Here is an 18,272-nt window from a genome sequence, read left to right as displayed (position 1 = left end):
AAATCTTATTGTTGGCCTACAGAGCTGACAATTTTTATCTGTCTTTCGTCTGGCACCTCTTGATAAGACATCACCCTTAATCCTGGGATGGTGTACTTAACAAAACGAGATAACACAGTACGTAACATTCCTGACGTTAACAGTATTGAAGGTTCACCGGCCATTTCTTGATTTTGATGCGCTTCATTCAATGACACTTGAAGTCGCTCTGCAAGTCCTGGCTCTATACCGGCACCTTCATCGCCTGCATTTTGTAATGACTGATGCAACATCTGTTCCAACTCAGGCGCCAAGGTTATGACAGGTATTTCAGATGACATTCCAACCGCATCTTGAACAATTAATCTACGCAGAGAAATACGCACTGCAGCCGTTAATACATCAGGGTCTTGGCTACGAGGACCATACTCAACAAGGGTTTGTACAATTGATCGCATATCGCGAATAGCCACCCCTTCGTTCAATAAGTTCTGTAGTACTTTTACAATAGCGGTTAACGGCAATACATCAGGGACAAGCCCTTCAACCAAACGAGGATGACTCTTTCCAAGCATATCAAGTAAGTTTTGAACTTCTTCATGCCCTAGTAACAACGCTGCGCTGTTAGTTAACAACTGACTAATATGAGTTGCAACCACTGTGGCAGAATCAACAACGGTATAGCCTAAAGATTGAGCTTCGTCTTTTTGATCAGGTTTAATCCAAACCGCGTCTAACCCAAATGCAGGATCTTTAGTTTCAATTCCTTTTATCGGACCAAATACTTGCCCTGGGTTAATAGCCAGCTCATCACCATGCTTAAGCTCCCCCTCACCAGTAGATACTCCCATTAGCGTTATTCTGTAAGCATTAGGGTCTAGTTCTAAATTATCGCGAATATGAACAGGAGGAACTAAAAATCCAAGCTCTTGAGAAAGCTTTTTACGCACTCCTTTAATCCGGTTGAGTAGTTCACCACCTTGTGATTGATCAACCAGCGGAATTAATCTATACCCTACTTCTAATCCTATTACATCAACTTGTTGAACATCATCCCAACCAAGCTCTTTTTGCTCTTGTTTATTAGCAACACCTGTCGCGGTGTTTCCGCCATTTGCAGCTTCTTCAGCTTCGGCTGCAGCAGCTTTGATTTTACTTTGCTGCGTGTAATAGGCTAAGTAACCAAGTAGTGCGCCTAAACTCAAAAAAGCAAAATGCGGCATACCAGGGACTAATCCCATGATGATCAAAATACCTGAAGCAATAAAGAGTGACTTTTCGTTACCAAGTTGTTTCTTGAATTGGTCACCCATATTAAGCGACTCATTTTGACGTGTTACTACAATTGCCGTGCCAATTGAGAGCAGTAATGATGGAAGCTGAGCAACCAAACCATCACCAATGGTTAGAAGAGTATATACTTCCATTGCATGGCTAAAACTTAAGTTATGCTGGATCATCCCAACAAATAAGCCACCTACAATATTAATAATTAAAATAACGATACCGGCTATTGCATCGCCTTTTACAAACTTACTCGCACCATCCATTGAACCGTAAAAATCAGCTTCGCGAGTTACTTCCTCGCGACGGTCACGCGCTTGCTCAGCACTAATAAAGCCCGCATTTAAATCGGCATCTATTGCCATTTGTTTACCTGGCATTGCATCAAGGGTGAAACGTGCAGATACCTCAGAAATACGTCCAGCACCCTTTGTTATTACTACAAAGTTGATAATGATAAGAATTAAAAATACAACTAAACCAACTGCATAGTTACCACCAATTACAACTGAGCCAAATGCTTCAATGACCTTACCGGCAGCATCACCACCATTATGACCCTCAAGTAACACAACTCGAGTACTAGCAACGTTGAGCGCTAAGCGCATAATCGTAGCGATAAGTAATACAGCGGGGAACATACCAAATTCAACTGGTTTCATCGTGTAAACAGTCACGAGTAATACAACTAATGCGAGCGCAATATTAAACGAAAAAAGGATGTCGAGTAAAAATGGCGGTAATGGTAAAATCACCATTCCCAGTGCAGCAAGCACAAGCAAAGGAGTCCCTACTCCTTTGGCATATTCTTTTTTGTCTCTGTTAAGTTGTTGTAATACCGCTTTAAAACTCATAATTCTACAATTTCAAAAAATTGACACTATATAGAATTAGCAATAACTATTCCAAGTTAGTAAATTTGCGATATTAATACTTGTAGGCGTCGGGGATGGGGAGTTTATTACTAAGCTTTGTAGGGCGTTTTCCTCGTCCCTTGTTAAAACGTTTTAGCTGAAATACATACGCTAGCACTTGTGCAACAGCCGTAAATAGCTGATCAGGTATTTGGTCGCCAACTTCAGCCGTATGATAAAGTGCTCTAGTTAGCATGGGGGACTCTACAATGGGGACTTCATTACCAATTGCTACTTTACGAATTTGCATTGCCATCTCGTCAATACCTTTGGCTAATACAATAGGCGCTCCTGCACGCTCCGTATCGTACTTTAAAGCGACTGAGTAATGAGTTGGGTTAGTAACAATAACATCTGCATCAGGCACATCTTGCATCATGCGTTTTTGCGACATTTGCCTTTGTGTTTGCCTAATACGTGCTTTTATTTGTGGGTCACCCTCCGAGTTTTTATACTCATCTTTAACCTCTTGCATTGTCATTTTAAGTTGCTTGTTATGGTTATAACTTTGAAATGGCGCATCAATTGCTGCAATAATAATTAAAGTGCATGAAAGCCCTAAAAACATCCACGCTAAAATCTCTAAGGCATGAATAATATTACCCGGTGCACTTTCTAAGCTTAAGTGCAGTATTTCATCAAAAAAAGTATCAATTAAAAACACTGCAAAACTTGCAACTAAACCAAATTTTAAAAGTGACTTTATAAGCTCAACAGCCGCTTGCGGGCCAAACATTCGCTTAAAGCCCTTCATTGGTGACATTTTGCTTGCTTTAGGCGCGGCAGCTTCCCAGCTAAAATTAAAACCACCTAACAATGTATTACCAATAAATGCAGCTAAAACAATAATTAATACAAACATGGCCATCGGGAACATTAAAGCGTCAGCAACTTCTCCCCAAACGGCAAACATTTTAGTTGTATCAAATGCTTCGTTACGGTTTAAGCTAAGTGTACGGCCCATCACATTATATAAACCTTTGCCAATTTCTGGTCCATACATCAAAAGAGATATAGCCGAAAAAATAAGCACAAACATGGTACCTAACTCTTTTGAGCGCGCTATTTGACCTTTCTTTTTAGATTCGTCAAGTTTTTTGGATGTGGGTTCTTCTGTTTTTTCCTGCCCTGAGTCTTCAGACATGACTTTCTCCTAAGGTGAACAACCAACTAAAGTACACATTAGCTCAATCATTTTTAACCATTGAAACTCAAACTGAGTAACAAAGTTGCCTAGTGTCGCCCAAATAATAATAAGTCCCGCTACCAAGGTAAACGGAAAACCAATAGAGAAAATATTTAATTGCGGCGCTGCACGCGTCATAATACCAAACGACATATTAATAACGAGCATAGCTGTGAGCGGTGCAAGTGAGAGTACAAGTGCTGTAGTAAACATCCAGCCGCCCCAGGTCACTATGTCCCAGTAATGATCTACAGACCACCACGTGCCATCAATCGGTAACACTTGAAAACTATGGACCACCATCTGAATCATCATTAAGTGGCCATTAAAAACAAAAAATAGAAGTGTCGCTAAAATCAGAAAAAACTGTCCAACAGCAGGTACACTTGCACCATTAGAGGGATCAATAACTGAAGCAAAACCTAAACCTGTTTGCATTGCTAATATTTGCCCAGCTAACACAAAGGTGTTTAATAAGAGTATAGATGCAAAACCAATCGCAATACCAATCAACATTTGCTGGATAACAACTAAAATCATTTCAAACGAAAACAAATTAGTGAAGGTGGCCGGAGGTAATACAGGTATAACAACGAGAGTTACTACAACCGATAACCCCATCTTTATCCGAGTAGGGACGTTTTTAGCACCCAAACCAGCCATAATCATTATCATTGAGCTGATGCGAACTAAGGGCAGCAAAAAATCACTCAACCATTGAATTACGACTGAAAACGGATACTCCACTTTTAACCTGCTATTTCAGGAATGAGCAATACTAAACGAGTGAAAAAATCCATTAACTCTTGAGTAAGCCAATGGCCACCCACAATTAGCGCACTTATAGTGATTAATAAACGAGGTAAAAAACTGAGTGTTTGTTCATTGATTGATGTTGCAGCCTGAAATACAGCAACAATTAAACCAATAATTAGGCCAGGTACTACAATTGCAGACACCAACTTAATAACCAAAAACAAGGCATCACTTAGAATATCAACAAAAATTTCCGGTTCCATGTTGTACTCCTATTGTTGAATTACATTAATACTTTGCATACTAAGTCCCTAAGCCAAAGCTTTTGGCTAAGGTACCCATCACTAAGCTCCAACCGTCAACAAGTACAAATAACATAATTTTAAACGGCAAAGACACTATCATAGGAGAGAGCATCATCATACCCATCGCCATTAATACCGAGGCAACAACTAAATCAACAATTAAAAATGGAATAAAGAACATAAAACCAATTATAAATGCAGTTTGTAATTCGCTAGTCACAAACGCGGGTATCAATACGATTAATGGCGTTGCTTCTGGAGAATCTAATTGATCGTAACCAGCTATTTTAGCAAACGTTTCCAAATCCTTTAGCCGGACCTGAGATAGCATAAAGGCTTTCATAGGCTCTTTTGCAAGCTCTAAAGCTTGCACTGAAGTAACCTGCTCATTTAAATAAGGTTCTATGGCCTGCTCGTTCACCTGCTGGTAAATAGGAGACATTATAAAAATACTTAAAAAAAGCGACATGCCTAGTAACACTTGATTCGACGGTGTTTGCTGCAAACCTATTGCTTGGCGTAAAATAGCAAGCACAACAATAATACGTGTAAATGAGGTCATCATGATTATAGCGGCTGGTATAAAACTCAGCGCCGTCATAATCGCTAAAACTTGTAACGTTACTGAGTAATCTTGTGTGCCATCGGCGTTTGTTGTAATGGTTAGCGCATCAATACCCTCAGCACTGACACTTGGTACAAATACCATGGCGAAAATAATAAGCAGCCACTTTGTCATAGGTCTAATTCTTTTTATTTTGGTTTGATTGCGGGTTTAAAAGTTTACCAAATCGTTTAGCTAATTCAGGAAGTTCTTTTTCGCTTAATGGGGTTTCTAACTTGTGTAAGTAATTAATACTGTGAGGCGTTACACCAAGCAAATGCTGCGCATTGTCTATTTCAACAACCATTAAACGCTCACGAGAACCCAAAGGTAGGCTTCTAACTACTTTAAACTCATCGCTGTTTGCTAGATTTGGATTAAGCTTCTTTACAAAAAATGCCAGCACGATGATAAGTACTAGCACCATTACGAGTGACAGCACCATAGAGAGTATATCTCCAGTTGGTGTTGCCACATCTGCTTTTGAAAAAACGGAACTCGTTAAAGCAGCTAATAAGCTCATCGTAATTTTTTGATCCGCTCTATTTGGCTTATTACATCAGTTAAGCGAATACCAAACTTGTCATTTACTACAACAACCTCTCCATGAGCAATCAAAGTGCCATTAACCAAAACATCCAATGGCTCACCCGCAACACGATCGAGCTCAACAACTGATCCTTGGTTAAGCTGTAGTAAATTACGAATATTTATTTTAGAACGGCCAACTTCCATAGAAATGGTAACGGGGATATCTAAAATCGTATCGAGTTTACGTTTTTCATCGCCGCTGATTTCGTGCTTTGAATCACTTAACTCGTCTAATTCTGCAACATGCGCCTCAGCACCTTCATCTGGGGTATCGGCTTCTGCAAGCGCAGCAGCCCACTCGTCCATAGTATCTTGATCATCACTCATACTTTTAACCTTTTAATCAATTACCAGTCTAAATCTACACCATCAGAAAGGTGTAAATCATCCTCTAATTCTGCTAATTCTGCATCTGAGTCAATTTTCTTGCCGCCTTTGGTAAATACATGCAGCTCAGATTTAACTGAATCAGGTCGTTTAATTTTTTCGCTAATCTGTAGGGCAACACTATCACGAGAGCGGCCCATTTTGGCTCTGAATGTAGGTAACTCTTCGACAAATACTGTAATGTGCTCAGGCATTTCAACAGGGATTATATCGCCTGCTTTGAGTTCCATTATTTGCTTTAAAGACAAATCAACTTCAAGTAATTGAGTTGATAATCCAACTTCTACATCCATAATCTCATCGCGAAGCGCTTTACTCCATCGTAAATCGGTATCTTCAGTATCCGACTGCACACCAGCATCTAACAGCTCTCTGATTGGCTCAAGCATGGAGTAAGGTAATGCTATGTGAAAATCACCACCACCACCATCAAGCTCAATATGAAAAGAGCTAATAACTACAACCTCTGTGGGGCTCACAATATTAGCCATGGCAGGGTTGACCTCTGAGTCGAGGTATTCAAAAGATACATCCATGACAGGCGCCCATGCTTCTTTGTAATCTTCAAAGATTATTTTAAGTAGCATTTGTACTATACGACGTTCTGTTGGTGTGAACTCGCGGCCTTCTATTTTTGCATGATAACGTCCATCGCCACCAAAAAAGTTATCAACCAAAATAAACACAAGTCGTGCTTCCATGGTGATTAGTCCGGTGCCTTTTAGCGGTCGAAAGCGGACCATATTTAAGCTGGTAGGTACAAAAAGGGTGTGAATATATTCACCAAATTTAATCATTTGCACACCATTTATCGATACTTCAGCAGTACGGCGCATCATGTTAAATAGGCTAATTCGCATATGCCTAGCAAAACGTTCGTTAACAATTTCAAGTGTCGGCATGCGACCACGCACGATTCGATCCTGCGAAGAAAAGTCGTACTGAAGTGTACTACCTCCGCCGTCTTCACTATCGTGCTCTTCCTCTTCGACATCATCAACACCGTGTAATAACGCATCAATTTCGTCTTGGGATAATAAATCGCTCACGCTAACCCCTTATTGCATCACAAAGCCGGTAAACAAAACCCGCTCAATTACTTTACTACCTTCAACGCCAGCTAAAGCTGTTTGTACTTTTTCAAGCGCAGAAAAACGCAATGTTTCTTTTCCTGCACTCGTACTTAATTCATCAGCTGTAGTTGTAGAAAATACACTTAATAACGTGCCTTCTATAAGTGGGATATGTTTTTTTGCAGTTTCTTCATTGACTTCACCACGTACCAATAACTGCACTTTAATTTGTACAATCCTATCACGACTTGAACCTGGTACATTAAATACAAAAGGTCTGGGCATAGCAACATACAGTGCACTGCCAATCGAAGCAGATGAGCCAGAAGCAACAGGAGCCTCAGCCACTATGGCCGTTTCTTCATCTAACGTTTCTGCTGGGACATCATCAGAACCTGACATTAAAAAATAACCTGCGGCGGCACCAACAACAAGTACAACGGCAGCAATAATAATTATCAGCTTCTTTTTACTTTTACCTGTTTCTTCAATTTCTAAATTAGTGTCTTCAGCCATTGTATTTCCTTTATTTGCAAAGGTACTTACTTGTTTTAGTTATTATAATAGCAGTACTTAGGCATAGTAATCTATTGCTGATGAAGTTTGTTGTCGAGAACTTTGTAGTTGAGCATCTACTGAATCGGCATTTTCTTCGTTAATGGTATTTTTATTAACCAAACCCTTTTTTGAATCATCGTCATTTTGTTCTGTGGTTTCGTTTTTAGAATCGCCATATGAAATACTGCTATCGCCTAATTCAATACCTTGTTGTGCGAGCATTTCACGCAAACGAGGCAATGATTGTTCTAGCGCCTCTTTTGCTTGCTGATTTTGTACTACAAAATTAATTTGGGCTTGCTCAGCATCACTTCTAATACGTATTTGCATACTGCCCATTTCAGGTGGATCTAAGCGTATTTCAGCTTCTTTATTGTTAATACTTAGCATTGAACTGACGCGCTCTTGCAAGAGCTTAGCGGCATCACTTTTAATAATATTAACCGCCTGCATAACACCCGGATCAATACTCATTTGCTTACCTTGCGCAGTGCTTTGTAATTGTTGAGATTGCAACACTTGCGTATCTAGTATTGCTTGTTCATAGCCTAAAGTATCGTAATTACTTAATCCGCCCCTTTGCAAGGTATCAAGTGCGCCTGTGATTTGTGTAAATAGCTGCATAGAACGCGGGGTTAGCTGTTCTGCATTATTGATTTTAGAACCATCTTTTTGAATCATGTCTAGCTGTTTTATCAAATCATCGTCCGCCTCAGCTAATTGGTCTGGCGGAATACTATTTTCATTTATTGTCGATTTCACACTCTGCTTCTGCGGATTGTAAACAGTATTTGGAGTTTCACCTGCAACAAAAGTAGTTATTTTATTCTTTGGTTGTTCTAAATTGATTGATGTTTCAAGCACACTTACCGCTTCTTTGAGATAAGTTAACTGAGCACCTTGTGGCTGTTCGGTTTTAATATAAGTTGTTAACTGAGACAATAACGCTTGTTTTTCAGTCGTCGTTAACGCGCTAATTTCTGCATTAAAAGATTGTTTAGGTACTAAAGCTTGTGGTTTATTATTTTCAGTCACAAACGCATTAAGCATTTGTTTTAAAGCCGCAATATTATCATTGTTAATTGATTTATTTACGGTTTGAGATTGAGTAATTAATTGTTCACGCTGCTCAGGAGTCAAACTTGACAATATTTTATCTAACTTTATTGCACTATCATCTTTACTTAACAACGTTTCAACTGCAGCACTGTTACTGCTTTGAGAATCCACATTACTTACACGTTGAGTATTCGTGATCTCACCTTTTAGCGTTTGCTTGTTGTCTACCAAGGCAGGTTTAATTTGTGATTCATCAGCAGCAACACGTTTGGCGATGCCTGGTTTATCTATAATAGGCCCCTCTTTATCGTGTTCATTTTTATCAACGACTGGATTTAATTGCTCATCAAGCTTCTCTGCGGCAAAACCTTTATTTATATTACTTTTATTTAATGCTGCAGCATCGCTAGTATCTTTGTCAGTAGCTTGCGATTCAGTACTTTTTTGTTCAGCGGCCTTTTGCCCGATGTTTTGTGATGCACTTGAAATTATATTATCAGCGGATTTACTTTTAGTTTTATCTAAACCAGTATCAACAGTATCAACAGTATCAACAGTATCAACAGTATCAACAGTATCAACAGTATCAACAGTATCAACAGTATCAACAGTATCAACAGTATCAACAGTATCAATAGTATCAGAACTCTGTTCAGAGTGTTTTTTAACTGATATATCAATAGCTTGTGCAGAGTTAATTTGAGCCAGCATACTATCTCCAGATAAATTAGTATTATCTTGGTTTTCTTGCTCATTTTCTACAATATCGGTTTTGGCCTGTTTAGGCTCAGCGGCACGAATCGAATCTTTCGCATCACCTGAAGAGCTACGTTTACTTGCCGCTTCAATTGAATTATGCGCACTGTGTAACTGATTTAGAAACTCGGTGTCATTGCTTTCTTTATCTTTAGCTAAACGATTGTCTTTAGAGGCTAAATAAGAATCTTGCTCAGACGCAACCAAACTAGAAATATCATTCATCACCATAAACCACCTAACATTATTGCGGCAACACGCCACCGCATATTGCCAAAAATTAAAGACTGCCTAAATAAAGCAATTTACGTGCCTAATTTATAAAACTTTACGACGCTGAAAAAATTGGTTGGATGAAAACTCATCTAACATTTTTTGCTCACTTTTCGCAATAAGCACATCAGCTTTTAATTTTTGGTTTTCAATTAACTTAGCAACAGCTTTAGCTTTAATTTGTTGCTTTAACCAAATTGCTTTTCGTTGACTGACTACTTGCTTAGCCGTATTAACTGTACTTGCCTGTTGGCGAATTGCTTCTTCTATTTTTGCTATAAAAGCATGATATTGACTAAATCCCGCACTTGATAAACCTGACTGGCCTTTTACATGTAACTGTTGCATGTATTCCATTCGAAAATCATTCAGACCTTGTAATTTTTGTTGATTGGCCTGCAAATTCTGATTTGCTTGTAGGTAACTCATGCGCAAGTTTTCTTCTTTGTCATTTTCAAGTTTGAGCAACAAATGCAGCTTATTCTTAGCCATTATGCTTGTCCTAATAGTTGTGCTAAGCCTTGTAAGCCATCATCGTAACTAATCACATCACGCATACCTTGCTGTAAAAAAGTATTAACTCTGGGCATCATATTAATAGCTTGATCAAGCATTTGGTCAGTGCCTTTTTGATAAGCGCCTAAAGTGATCATATCTTTATTTTGCTGATACATAGAATATACCTGCTTAAGCACACGAGCTTGTTGCATATGCTTTTGTGAGACAACTTGAGGCATCACTCGTGAAATCGACTTTTCAATATCAATTGCCGGATAATGACCACTGTCAGCTAAATCACGGGAAAGTACAATATGGCCATCTAAAATAGCCCGTGCAGCATCAGCAATGGGATCCTGCATATCATCACCTTCGCTTAATACTGTGAAAAAAGCAGTAATTGATCCCTGCCCTTCCCCGCCGTTACCGGCGCGTTCCACCAGCGCCGGTAATTTAGCAAACACTGATGGCGGATAACCTTTTGTAGCTGGAGGCTCGCCAACAGCAAGTGCAATTTCACGTTGTGCCATTGCATATCGAGTAACTGAATCTAGTAGCAACAATACATTTAAACCTTGATCACGAAAATACTCAGCAATTGTTACAGCACTTTCACAGCCTTTTAAACGCATAAGAGGAGATGAATCAGCCGGTGCAGCAACAACAACTGAACGTTTTCTCCCTTCTACACCAAGAATCTCTTCAATAAATTCTTTTACTTCTCGGCCACGTTCACCTACTAGTCCAACAACAATAACATCGGCCTCACTGCCGCGTGTCATCATACCTAAAAGCACCGACTTACCGACACCAGAACCTGCAAACAAGCCCATGCGCTGGCCTTGACCTACAGTAATGACCGAATTTATAGCACGCACTCCCACATCCATAGGCTGGCTTATCGGACGTCGAGAAAGTGGGTTTATAGTATTTTGTGCAAATTTTAAATAATGTTCCGCATTTATTTTACCAAGACCATCAAGTGGGCGACCTAATCCATCAACAACGCGGCCTAACAAACTCATTCCAACGGGTAAACCTAAGTTATTGACCTGAGGGATCACTCGAGCACCAGGTAATACTCCTGAAATATGATCATTAGGCATTAGGTAAAGAGTTTGCTCATTAAAACCTACTATTTCAGCATCAACAAAACCATTCATAGTTTCTATTTTGCATTGGCTTCCAACAGGCGCACGTAAACCTTTTGCTTCAAGTGTGAGGCCTACGACACGTGTTAAAATACCCGCTACCGCGAGGGCTGGTGTATTAATATGCTGTTTATATTGAGATAAGCGTTCGCTTAAAGATGCACATTGTTCAGACATGACATGCCAATAAAGTAGTTAGATACCACTATTATGCAAAAAACTATCCAATGTTTCTTTGACGCGAGTTTTCAAGGTCATATCGAGTGAGGATTGGGCTGTTTTAACCTCGCAACCGCCACGTTCAAGTGTAGGTTCAGCGATTAGTTGCCAATTATTATCTGCGATGGTTTGTTCTCCATAGCTGTTTTTTATGAGTTCTAAATCTTCTGGGTGTAAATGTATACGTACCTTTTCTTGCTCAGCATTAAGCGAATCGATACTTAGTTTAAGTGTATGTAAAATAACATCAGGAGAGGTTTTTACTTCTTGATAAATTATTGCTTCAGCAAGCATTACTGTCAATTGGACTAATTGTTTTTCAACTTGTTCATCCACTTTATTCAAAGGAGTAGTTAAATTATCTAATATGCTACGCAAACCCGTGAGTTGTTCTTCAATTAATGGTTTTACGTCCTCATGACCTTGAGTTTTACCTAGTTCAAGCCCCTCTTTATAACCGGCCTCTTTTCCCTCTGTAACGCCTTTATCAAAACCATCAATATAACCTTGCTCATGCCCTTGTTTAAGACCTTCTTCATAAGCATCTTGTCGAATTCGCTCAAGTTCAGCCATAGTAATAGAAGGTAATTCAGGTTCCTGAGGTTCCTCTACAGGTACCTCTTCGGCCATTTCTTTTTTGTATAAATCCGAAAGTGGTGTGCCAAAAGCAGTTGAACGATCTCCAAAACTTCTTTCGTCCGGAGCCATATTGGGCACTGACCAGTTTCTTAATAATTCATCTGCTTCTTCTGCATTGAGTGGACGACCTTTTAACTTACTCATGCTTTACAGGAACTCCTCACCACCACCGCCACCTAGCTGAATCTCGCCAGAATCAGATAAACGACGTGCAGTTGATAAAATTTCTTTTTGCGCAGCTTCAACTTCACTAATTCTTACAGGTGCCATTGCTTCTAAATCATCAGCAAGCATTTCTGCGGCACGTTTAGACATGTTACCTAATATTTTCTCTTTAAGAGCATCGTCTGTGCCTTTAATCGCTTTCATAAGTACATCTTGTTGTACTTCACGCAAAATTGCTTGAATGCCACGGTCTTCAACATCCATTAAGTTTTCAAATACGAACATTAAGTCTTGAATTTGCTGTGACATCTCTTCATCGTGCTCACGAATAGAGTCCATTAACTGCCCTTCTACATTTGTATCAAGGTAGTTCATAATATCAGCTGCAGCTTTTAAACCGCCCATTTTAGCTGCTTGCGCACCCGCTTGACCTGCAAATTGTTTTTCCATAATCTCATTGAGCTCTTGCAATGCCGCTGGTTGCACTTCTTCAAGATTAGCAATACGCATAGTTAAATCTAAACGTACTTTTTCAGGAAACTGTGCCAATATTTCAGCAGACTGCTCTGGCTCTAAATAAGATAAAACGATAGTTTGAATTTGCGGATGCTCATTACGAATAATATTCGCTACCTGCTTAGAGTCCATCCACTTAAGAGAATCAAGTCCCTTAGCGCCTGATCCCATAACAATTTGGTCAATAAGGCTGGCTGCTTTATCTTCACCCAATGCAGCTGTAAGTGCTTTTTTGATAAAATCTTCTGATTGGAAGCCTATCGTACTAAAACTCTGAATTTGTTCAATAAACAAATTATGCACGGCACTTATTTTAGCTTGAGACAAGTCATCTAAGCCCGCCATTGCCATACCCACTTTTTGTACCTGTTTAGGTTCTAAATGCTTGAGTATTTGCGCCGCATCTTCTTCTGATAAACTCAAAAGTAATATAGCCGCTTTATCTACACCATCGAGCTTATCAACATCAAATGCTGTTGGCAGTTGTTTTTGTTCTTGATCAGTCATCTTCTGTTAACCACGCTTTCACTACTTGTGATGATAGTTCTGGTTCGTTAGCTACAAGGGCACGAATTGCTTTTAATAAGTCCTCGTCACCATGTAGGTCTGGTAACTGTAGTGTACCATCGCTAGAGAAGCCAATTGAAGCAGAATCAAAGTCTTTATTTAGCATATCAAGTGTACTGTCACCAATATCAACCCCTGAACTCAATGCATCTTCATCATACTCTTCCAAAGTATTATCTGGGTAAATTAGACGTTTTAGCATTGGCTTAACTACGGCCATAATAAGAACAATAATTACTAAGGCACCTAAACCAAGACGCACATACTTCACAAACCAATCTTGCTCCCACATTGGGACTTCAAGGTCTAAACCTGTCGTTTCACGCACAAATGGCACTGTTACCACTTCAAGTGCATCGCCACGCTGCATATCAAACCCTACACCGCCTTGTAATAAACGACGAATATTTGACAATGCCTCCACTGATCGTGGTGTCATGGTCGTTTCGCCGTTTTCACCCACTTTTGGAATATAATCAACAGCAACCGATACACTTATTCTACGTATTACCCCCGTTTGCTGGCGTTTATGCGAAATAGTAGTATCAAGCTCATAGTTTCGCGTAGATTCTTTGTGATTACGAGTTGGCGAAGTACCTGTTCCTGCACCACCTTGTCCTGCTACTTCTGGAATATTCGAGTTTAGTGGAGGCTGATTCGTAAGCGCACCTGGAATACCAACAGCTAAACCGCCTATGTTATTTTCTTCAAATGTGGTTTCACTTCTCACTGCTGGTAAATCTGGATTGTAGCGTTTTTGTGTTTCTTCTATCGCACTAAAGTCCATACTTAAATCAACTTGGGCTGTGTAATTTGCAAGCCCTACGACAGGTATTAGAATGCTGTCTATTTTTTCTAAATATTCTTGTTCTCGTTTACGTTCTAAGTCGTACTCTTTACGAGAACGTGCTGCTAATGAGCTTTGCGAACCTGAATTTAATAAGCGACCATTTTGATCTGTAACAGTCACCCTAGCTGGCTCTAAGCCTTGTACTGCTGAAGCAATCATATCAACAACAGAGTCTATCTCTTCACCATTAAGAGAGCGCCCACGTTTAAGTGTTAACACAACGGTGGCAGATGGCTTTTTCTCTCTGCGCGCAAATACGTTCTCTTTTGGTATCGCAAGCAATACTTTCGCACGAGTAATATTATTAAGCTCTTCTATAGTACGTGCTAATTGCTGCTCTCTACCATGTTTGAGGCGCTCACGTTCAAGACGCTGACTAACCCCAAACCCCATATCTTGCATGATAATATCTGATCCCGAAGTAGGTCCTTGGTCTAACCCTTCGCGAGTCATTAATAATTTTATATTTTGATATTCACTTTCATCAACCGATACGACATTACCATCAAGTTGATATTCTATCTTTTGTGCATCTAAAAAATCGAGGGTTTGAATTAACTCTTCTGTTTGCATTTTACCCAATGGGCGCATATCTGGCTGACGTGCCCAAATAATGATAAAAATGGCAATAGCCAAACAAATAGCCAGAGCTATAACCAGTGTCACTTGGCGTAATACATCTGTACCATTTAAAGCACTTAAATAGCCTGATTTCTGTTCTTGTTGATCATCACTATCACTTTGGTCGATATCACCACTAGCAAGTGCAAGGTCTGTAGATTGGTTAGATTGCGCCACGATAATTCTCCACTACCTAGTTAAACAGGCATGTTCATGATTTCTTTGTAGGCTTCTACAAGTTTATTACGAACCTGTACTGTAGCTTCAAATGCAACCGAAGATTTCTGAGAAGCAATCATCGCCTCAGCAAGCGATACACTTCGGTCACCCATTTCAACTGCTTTTACTTTTTGGCCTGTATCTTGTTGTAACTCATGCACTGTATTTAGCGCATTACTTAGCATATCGCCAAATTGTGCAGTAGAAGTAGACTGCACTTGAGTTGGCAATTTATTAATTTGATTATTACGGCCAGCTTCAAGGGCCATTGATTGCATTTCTTGAAAGACAGCGCTATTTTGAATTTTCATAATTTTTCTCTGACAATGCAGTTAAGCTTATAAAGAAAATAAAGCACAAACCATGCCAATTAAAAATACAATAAAAACAATTGGTTACAGTTAATTTGTGAGTCAGAGTTTTGACAACCCCAAATTAAATTAATTAAATTTGGGGTTTAGAGGGATTATGCAGGAAGTGAAATACCTAAATCGCGCATTTGCGCTAGCTTATAACGTAATGTTCGAGGGCTAATACCTAATGTTTCTGCTACATCTTTGCGCTTACCTTGACAGCGGGCTAATGTTTCTAAAATAATACTATGCTCTTTGTCTTTAAGTTCATCTTTATAGCTCCCCGTGTCAACCGCAAGTAAATCTTGCTTTGGCTCACCAGCCATAGGCACTTTTTCATCGTAATATGCCGTGCTTAAGCTATTTATAGCTTCGTTTGACGTTACTGTTTCCAACACTTCAGTTGGTGTAATTACAAAATCGCTTGCTACTGAGTTTTCGATAAAAATAGCATGTTCATTTATTGTATTACCACTTCGTAGTATCAGTGCTCGCTGAATTACGTTATCCAGTTCACGAACATTACCAGGCCATGCATGAGCAAGTAGTTTTTGCTCTGCTGCTTTATCTAAGTAGGCCATAGGCTCTTTACTTTTATTTATATGGCGTTCTATTAAATGCTTTGCGAGTATAATTATATCACCAGGGCGCTGGCAAAGAGGTCGCCACATTAATGGAAAAACATTAAGTCGGTAATATAAGTCCTCTCTAAATTGGTTCTTAGCGACCGCTTCTTTTAAGTCACGATTACTCGTTGCTAACACACGAACATCTAGTTGGATTGTCTTACGAGCACCTAAACGCTCTACTTCCCGCTCTTGTAGCACTCGTAGTAGCTTTGCCTGTAATCCTAAATCCATTTCAGTGATTTCATCTAGTAAAATTGTTCCGCCTTGCGCCTGTTCAAATTTACCAGGGCATGCTTGAATAGCACCTGTAAACGCCCCCTTTTCGTAACCAAATAAAGTGGCCTCAAGCATATTTTCAGGGATCGCAGCACAATTTATAGCAACAAAGGGTTCATTGCATCGACTCGATTTATCGTGAATATAACGCGCGAGCACTTCTTTACCTGAACCACTAGGCCCGAGCACCATTACACTCGCATCAGAGCGTGCAACTTTACTTGCAAGTTCGAGTAATTGAATGCTACTAGGGTCGGCAACAATAGGGCCATCTGTCTCTTTCGCTTTTTCAGGCAAATAGCGACTCACCATATTTAGCAGCACTTCAGGTGCAAATGGTTTAGCCATATAATCAATAGCACCTAAACGCATAGCTTCAACAGCATCATCAATCGTGGCATAGGCCGTCATCATCAATACAGGTAAGTCGGGATAATTTAATTTAATACTTCGCAGTAAGTCCAAACCACTCATGGTTCCCATTTGCACATCACTTACGACTAATGAAAATTGCTCTTTTTTAAGCAATAACATCGCTTGCTCTGCGCTATTAGCTGAAACGCATTCAATACCTGACATCTCCAGCGTATCAATTAAAGCTTCACGGAGCCCCGCATCATCTTCTACGACTAAAATAATATTACTCATAATGATTCCTCTAATTTAGATGTCGCGCGTATTGGCAACAGTAAACTAAAACAAGCTCCACCATGAGCATTGTTACTAACGTCAACACGTCCTTGGTGCGCATTAACCACCGAACTTACAACAGCAAGCCCTAGACCAGTGCCTTGGCTTTTTGTAGTAAAAAAGGGTTCAAACATTTTATCAGCCTGACTTAAATCAATACCGGGACCATTATCGCTTACACTAATACGCACAAAGTCGTGATCTTCTAAATCAGTCGCGGCACTCAAGTGCACTTTAGCCCCAGAACCAATCACTTGAATGCTATTGTGAATAAGGTTTTGAACAGCACTGGCTAGCGCTGTCTTATTCCCCACTATTACAATATCTGGTTCAGGAAGACTTACATCCAGCTCGCTTTCATTAAGTGCGACCATGGCATCAGCACCGGTTTTCACTTCTGTTAATAATTGCTGCATAGAGACTTGTTCAACGACTTGCTGCTCACCGCTTTTAGCAAATAACAGCATGTCATTAACCTGCGTTTCTAAATCTTTTAATCGTGACATCAATTTAGTTTGGAAATTATCGCGAGATGCTTCTGGCAAGCGCTTTGAGCCTAAGTTAGCAGCATAAAGCATTGCTGCAGATAGAGGCGTGCGTACTTGATGCGCAAGAGACGCCACCATTTTACCCAGCGCACTTAATCGCTGCATATGTGCAACACGTTTTTGTAAACGTCGCGTCTCAGTTAAGTCCGTCATTAAAATAAGTTGTCCGGGTTCTGGAGCCAAAGCGGTAATGTCGAGCTTAATTAAACGCCCGTCTTTTAATGATACTTCGTGTCCATCATCTTGATGTGGTTTGAAAGACCGCTGAATAACATAAAACCACTTTTCACCTTCAAGTGGTTCACCAAGCATATCAATCGCAATTTGGTTCGCTTTAGCAACCATGCCTTTACCATCAAGTACAACAACACCTGTGGGCATTGTATCAACCAAGTGCGAAAGCCAACTTGCCTGCTTACGAAGATCACTTAGCTCACCAATGTACTCCTCTTGAAGTAAACATGGGTTATACTTATTTGCAGAAATAAACTGTGGTTTTAGCACGCTTGCAAGGGCCATAATCAAATCTCAAACTAATGTAGATACAGAGTTAAATGCACAATTTGTACCAAAGTTTATTTATATATTTATCATTAAGTTACATCA

18 protein-coding genes are annotated in these 18,272 nt (G+C 39.8%); all 18 read right to left on the bottom strand.

The genetic code is table 11. The features are described 5' to 3' along the window. Nucleotides 1–5: 5 nt before the first annotated feature. A complete protein-coding gene (flhA, locus tag AOR04_RS04540) occupies nt 6–2,117 on the bottom strand; it encodes a flagellar biosynthesis protein FlhA (protein WP_096792649.1) in 2,112 nt (703 codons plus the stop codon). Between the two features lie 73 nt (nt 2,118–2,190). Next, nucleotides 2,191–3,321 carry a flagellar biosynthesis protein FlhB gene (flhB, locus tag AOR04_RS04535; RefSeq protein ID WP_007377948.1) on the bottom strand — a complete coding sequence of 377 codons (1,131 nt, stop codon included), beginning with the start codon at nt 3,319–3,321 and terminating at the stop codon, nt 2,191–2,193. A gap of 9 nt (nt 3,322–3,330) precedes the next feature. Beyond that, nucleotides 3,331–4,110: a flagellar biosynthetic protein FliR gene (gene fliR / locus AOR04_RS04530; protein ID WP_033023775.1), complete on the bottom strand. Its 780-nt coding sequence runs from the start codon at nt 4,108–4,110 to the stop codon at nt 3,331–3,333. Nucleotides 4,111–4,112: 2 nt separating this feature from the next. Further along, nucleotides 4,113–4,382 carry a flagellar biosynthetic protein FliQ gene (locus AOR04_RS04525; RefSeq protein WP_007377950.1) on the bottom strand — a complete coding sequence of 90 codons (270 nt, stop codon included), beginning with the start codon at nt 4,380–4,382 and terminating at the stop codon, nt 4,113–4,115. Nucleotides 4,383–4,422: 40 nt separating this feature from the next. Further along, nucleotides 4,423–5,163 (bottom strand): flagellar type III secretion system pore protein FliP, encoded by a 741-nt coding sequence (gene fliP, locus AOR04_RS04520; protein ID WP_096792648.1) that lies wholly within the window; start codon nt 5,161–5,163, stop codon nt 4,423–4,425. Nucleotides 5,164–5,167: 4 nt separating this feature from the next. Next, nucleotides 5,168–5,551 (bottom strand): flagellar biosynthetic protein FliO, encoded by a 384-nt coding sequence (gene fliO, locus AOR04_RS04515; RefSeq protein ID WP_096792647.1) that lies wholly within the window; start codon nt 5,549–5,551, stop codon nt 5,168–5,170. Then, nucleotides 5,548–5,946 carry a flagellar motor switch protein FliN gene (fliN, locus tag AOR04_RS04510; protein ID WP_007377953.1) on the bottom strand — a complete coding sequence of 133 codons (399 nt, stop codon included), beginning with the start codon at nt 5,944–5,946 and terminating at the stop codon, nt 5,548–5,550. The genes fliO and fliN overlap by 4 nt, the downstream gene beginning before the upstream one ends. Before the next feature lie 20 nt (nt 5,947–5,966). After that, nucleotides 5,967–7,055 carry a flagellar motor switch protein FliM gene (gene fliM, locus AOR04_RS04505; protein WP_007377954.1) on the bottom strand — a complete coding sequence of 363 codons (1,089 nt, stop codon included), beginning with the start codon at nt 7,053–7,055 and terminating at the stop codon, nt 5,967–5,969. Between the two features lie 9 nt (nt 7,056–7,064). Continuing rightward, entirely contained in the window at nt 7,065–7,595 is a 531-nt protein-coding gene (gene fliL, locus AOR04_RS04500; RefSeq protein ID WP_096792646.1) for a flagellar basal body-associated protein FliL, read from the bottom strand. A gap of 57 nt (nt 7,596–7,652) precedes the next feature. Beyond that, on the bottom strand, nt 7,653–9,677 hold the full coding sequence (locus tag AOR04_RS04495) for a flagellar hook-length control protein FliK (RefSeq protein WP_096794083.1): 2,025 nt from the start codon (nt 9,675–9,677) through the stop codon (nt 7,653–7,655). A gap of 93 nt (nt 9,678–9,770) precedes the next feature. After that, nucleotides 9,771–10,217: a flagellar export protein FliJ gene (gene fliJ / locus AOR04_RS04490; RefSeq protein ID WP_007377957.1), complete on the bottom strand. Its 447-nt coding sequence runs from the start codon at nt 10,215–10,217 to the stop codon at nt 9,771–9,773. Beyond that, on the bottom strand, nt 10,217–11,551 hold the full coding sequence (gene fliI / locus AOR04_RS04485; RefSeq protein ID WP_007377958.1) for a flagellar protein export ATPase FliI: 1,335 nt from the start codon (nt 11,549–11,551) through the stop codon (nt 10,217–10,219). Before fliI ends, fliJ begins: the two co-directional genes overlap by 1 nt. Nucleotides 11,552–11,569: 18 nt before the next feature. Beyond that, a complete protein-coding gene (gene fliH / locus AOR04_RS04480) occupies nt 11,570–12,376 on the bottom strand; it encodes a flagellar assembly protein FliH (RefSeq protein ID WP_007377959.1) in 807 nt (268 codons plus the stop codon). A gap of 3 nt (nt 12,377–12,379) precedes the next feature. Next, nucleotides 12,380–13,420: a flagellar motor switch protein FliG gene (gene fliG / locus AOR04_RS04475; protein WP_007377960.1), complete on the bottom strand. Its 1,041-nt coding sequence runs from the start codon at nt 13,418–13,420 to the stop codon at nt 12,380–12,382. After that, nucleotides 13,413–15,128 (bottom strand): flagellar basal-body MS-ring/collar protein FliF, encoded by a 1,716-nt coding sequence (gene fliF / locus AOR04_RS04470; protein WP_008136718.1) that lies wholly within the window; start codon nt 15,126–15,128, stop codon nt 13,413–13,415. The genes fliG and fliF overlap by 8 nt, the downstream gene beginning before the upstream one ends. 20 nt (nt 15,129–15,148) lie before the next feature. Beyond that, nucleotides 15,149–15,481: a flagellar hook-basal body complex protein FliE gene (fliE, locus tag AOR04_RS04465; RefSeq protein WP_007377962.1), complete on the bottom strand. Its 333-nt coding sequence runs from the start codon at nt 15,479–15,481 to the stop codon at nt 15,149–15,151. A gap of 155 nt (nt 15,482–15,636) precedes the next feature. After that, nucleotides 15,637–17,076, bottom strand: a complete 1,440-nt coding sequence (locus AOR04_RS04460; RefSeq protein ID WP_096792645.1) for a sigma-54-dependent transcriptional regulator — start codon at nt 17,074–17,076, stop codon at nt 15,637–15,639. Beyond that, complete coding sequence (locus AOR04_RS04455) at nt 17,073–18,185, bottom strand: sensor histidine kinase (RefSeq protein WP_096792644.1); 1,113 nt, start codon at nt 18,183–18,185, stop codon at nt 17,073–17,075. Before AOR04_RS04455 ends, AOR04_RS04460 begins: the two co-directional genes overlap by 4 nt. Between the last annotated feature and the right edge of the window lie 87 nt (nt 18,186–18,272).

The organism is Pseudoalteromonas sp. 1_2015MBL_MicDiv (assembly GCF_002407505.1).
GTDB lineage: Bacteria > Pseudomonadota > Gammaproteobacteria > Enterobacterales > Alteromonadaceae > Pseudoalteromonas > Pseudoalteromonas fuliginea.
The sequence above is the reverse complement of the archived record's forward strand: the minus strand, read 5'-3'. Positions and strand labels throughout refer to the sequence as shown.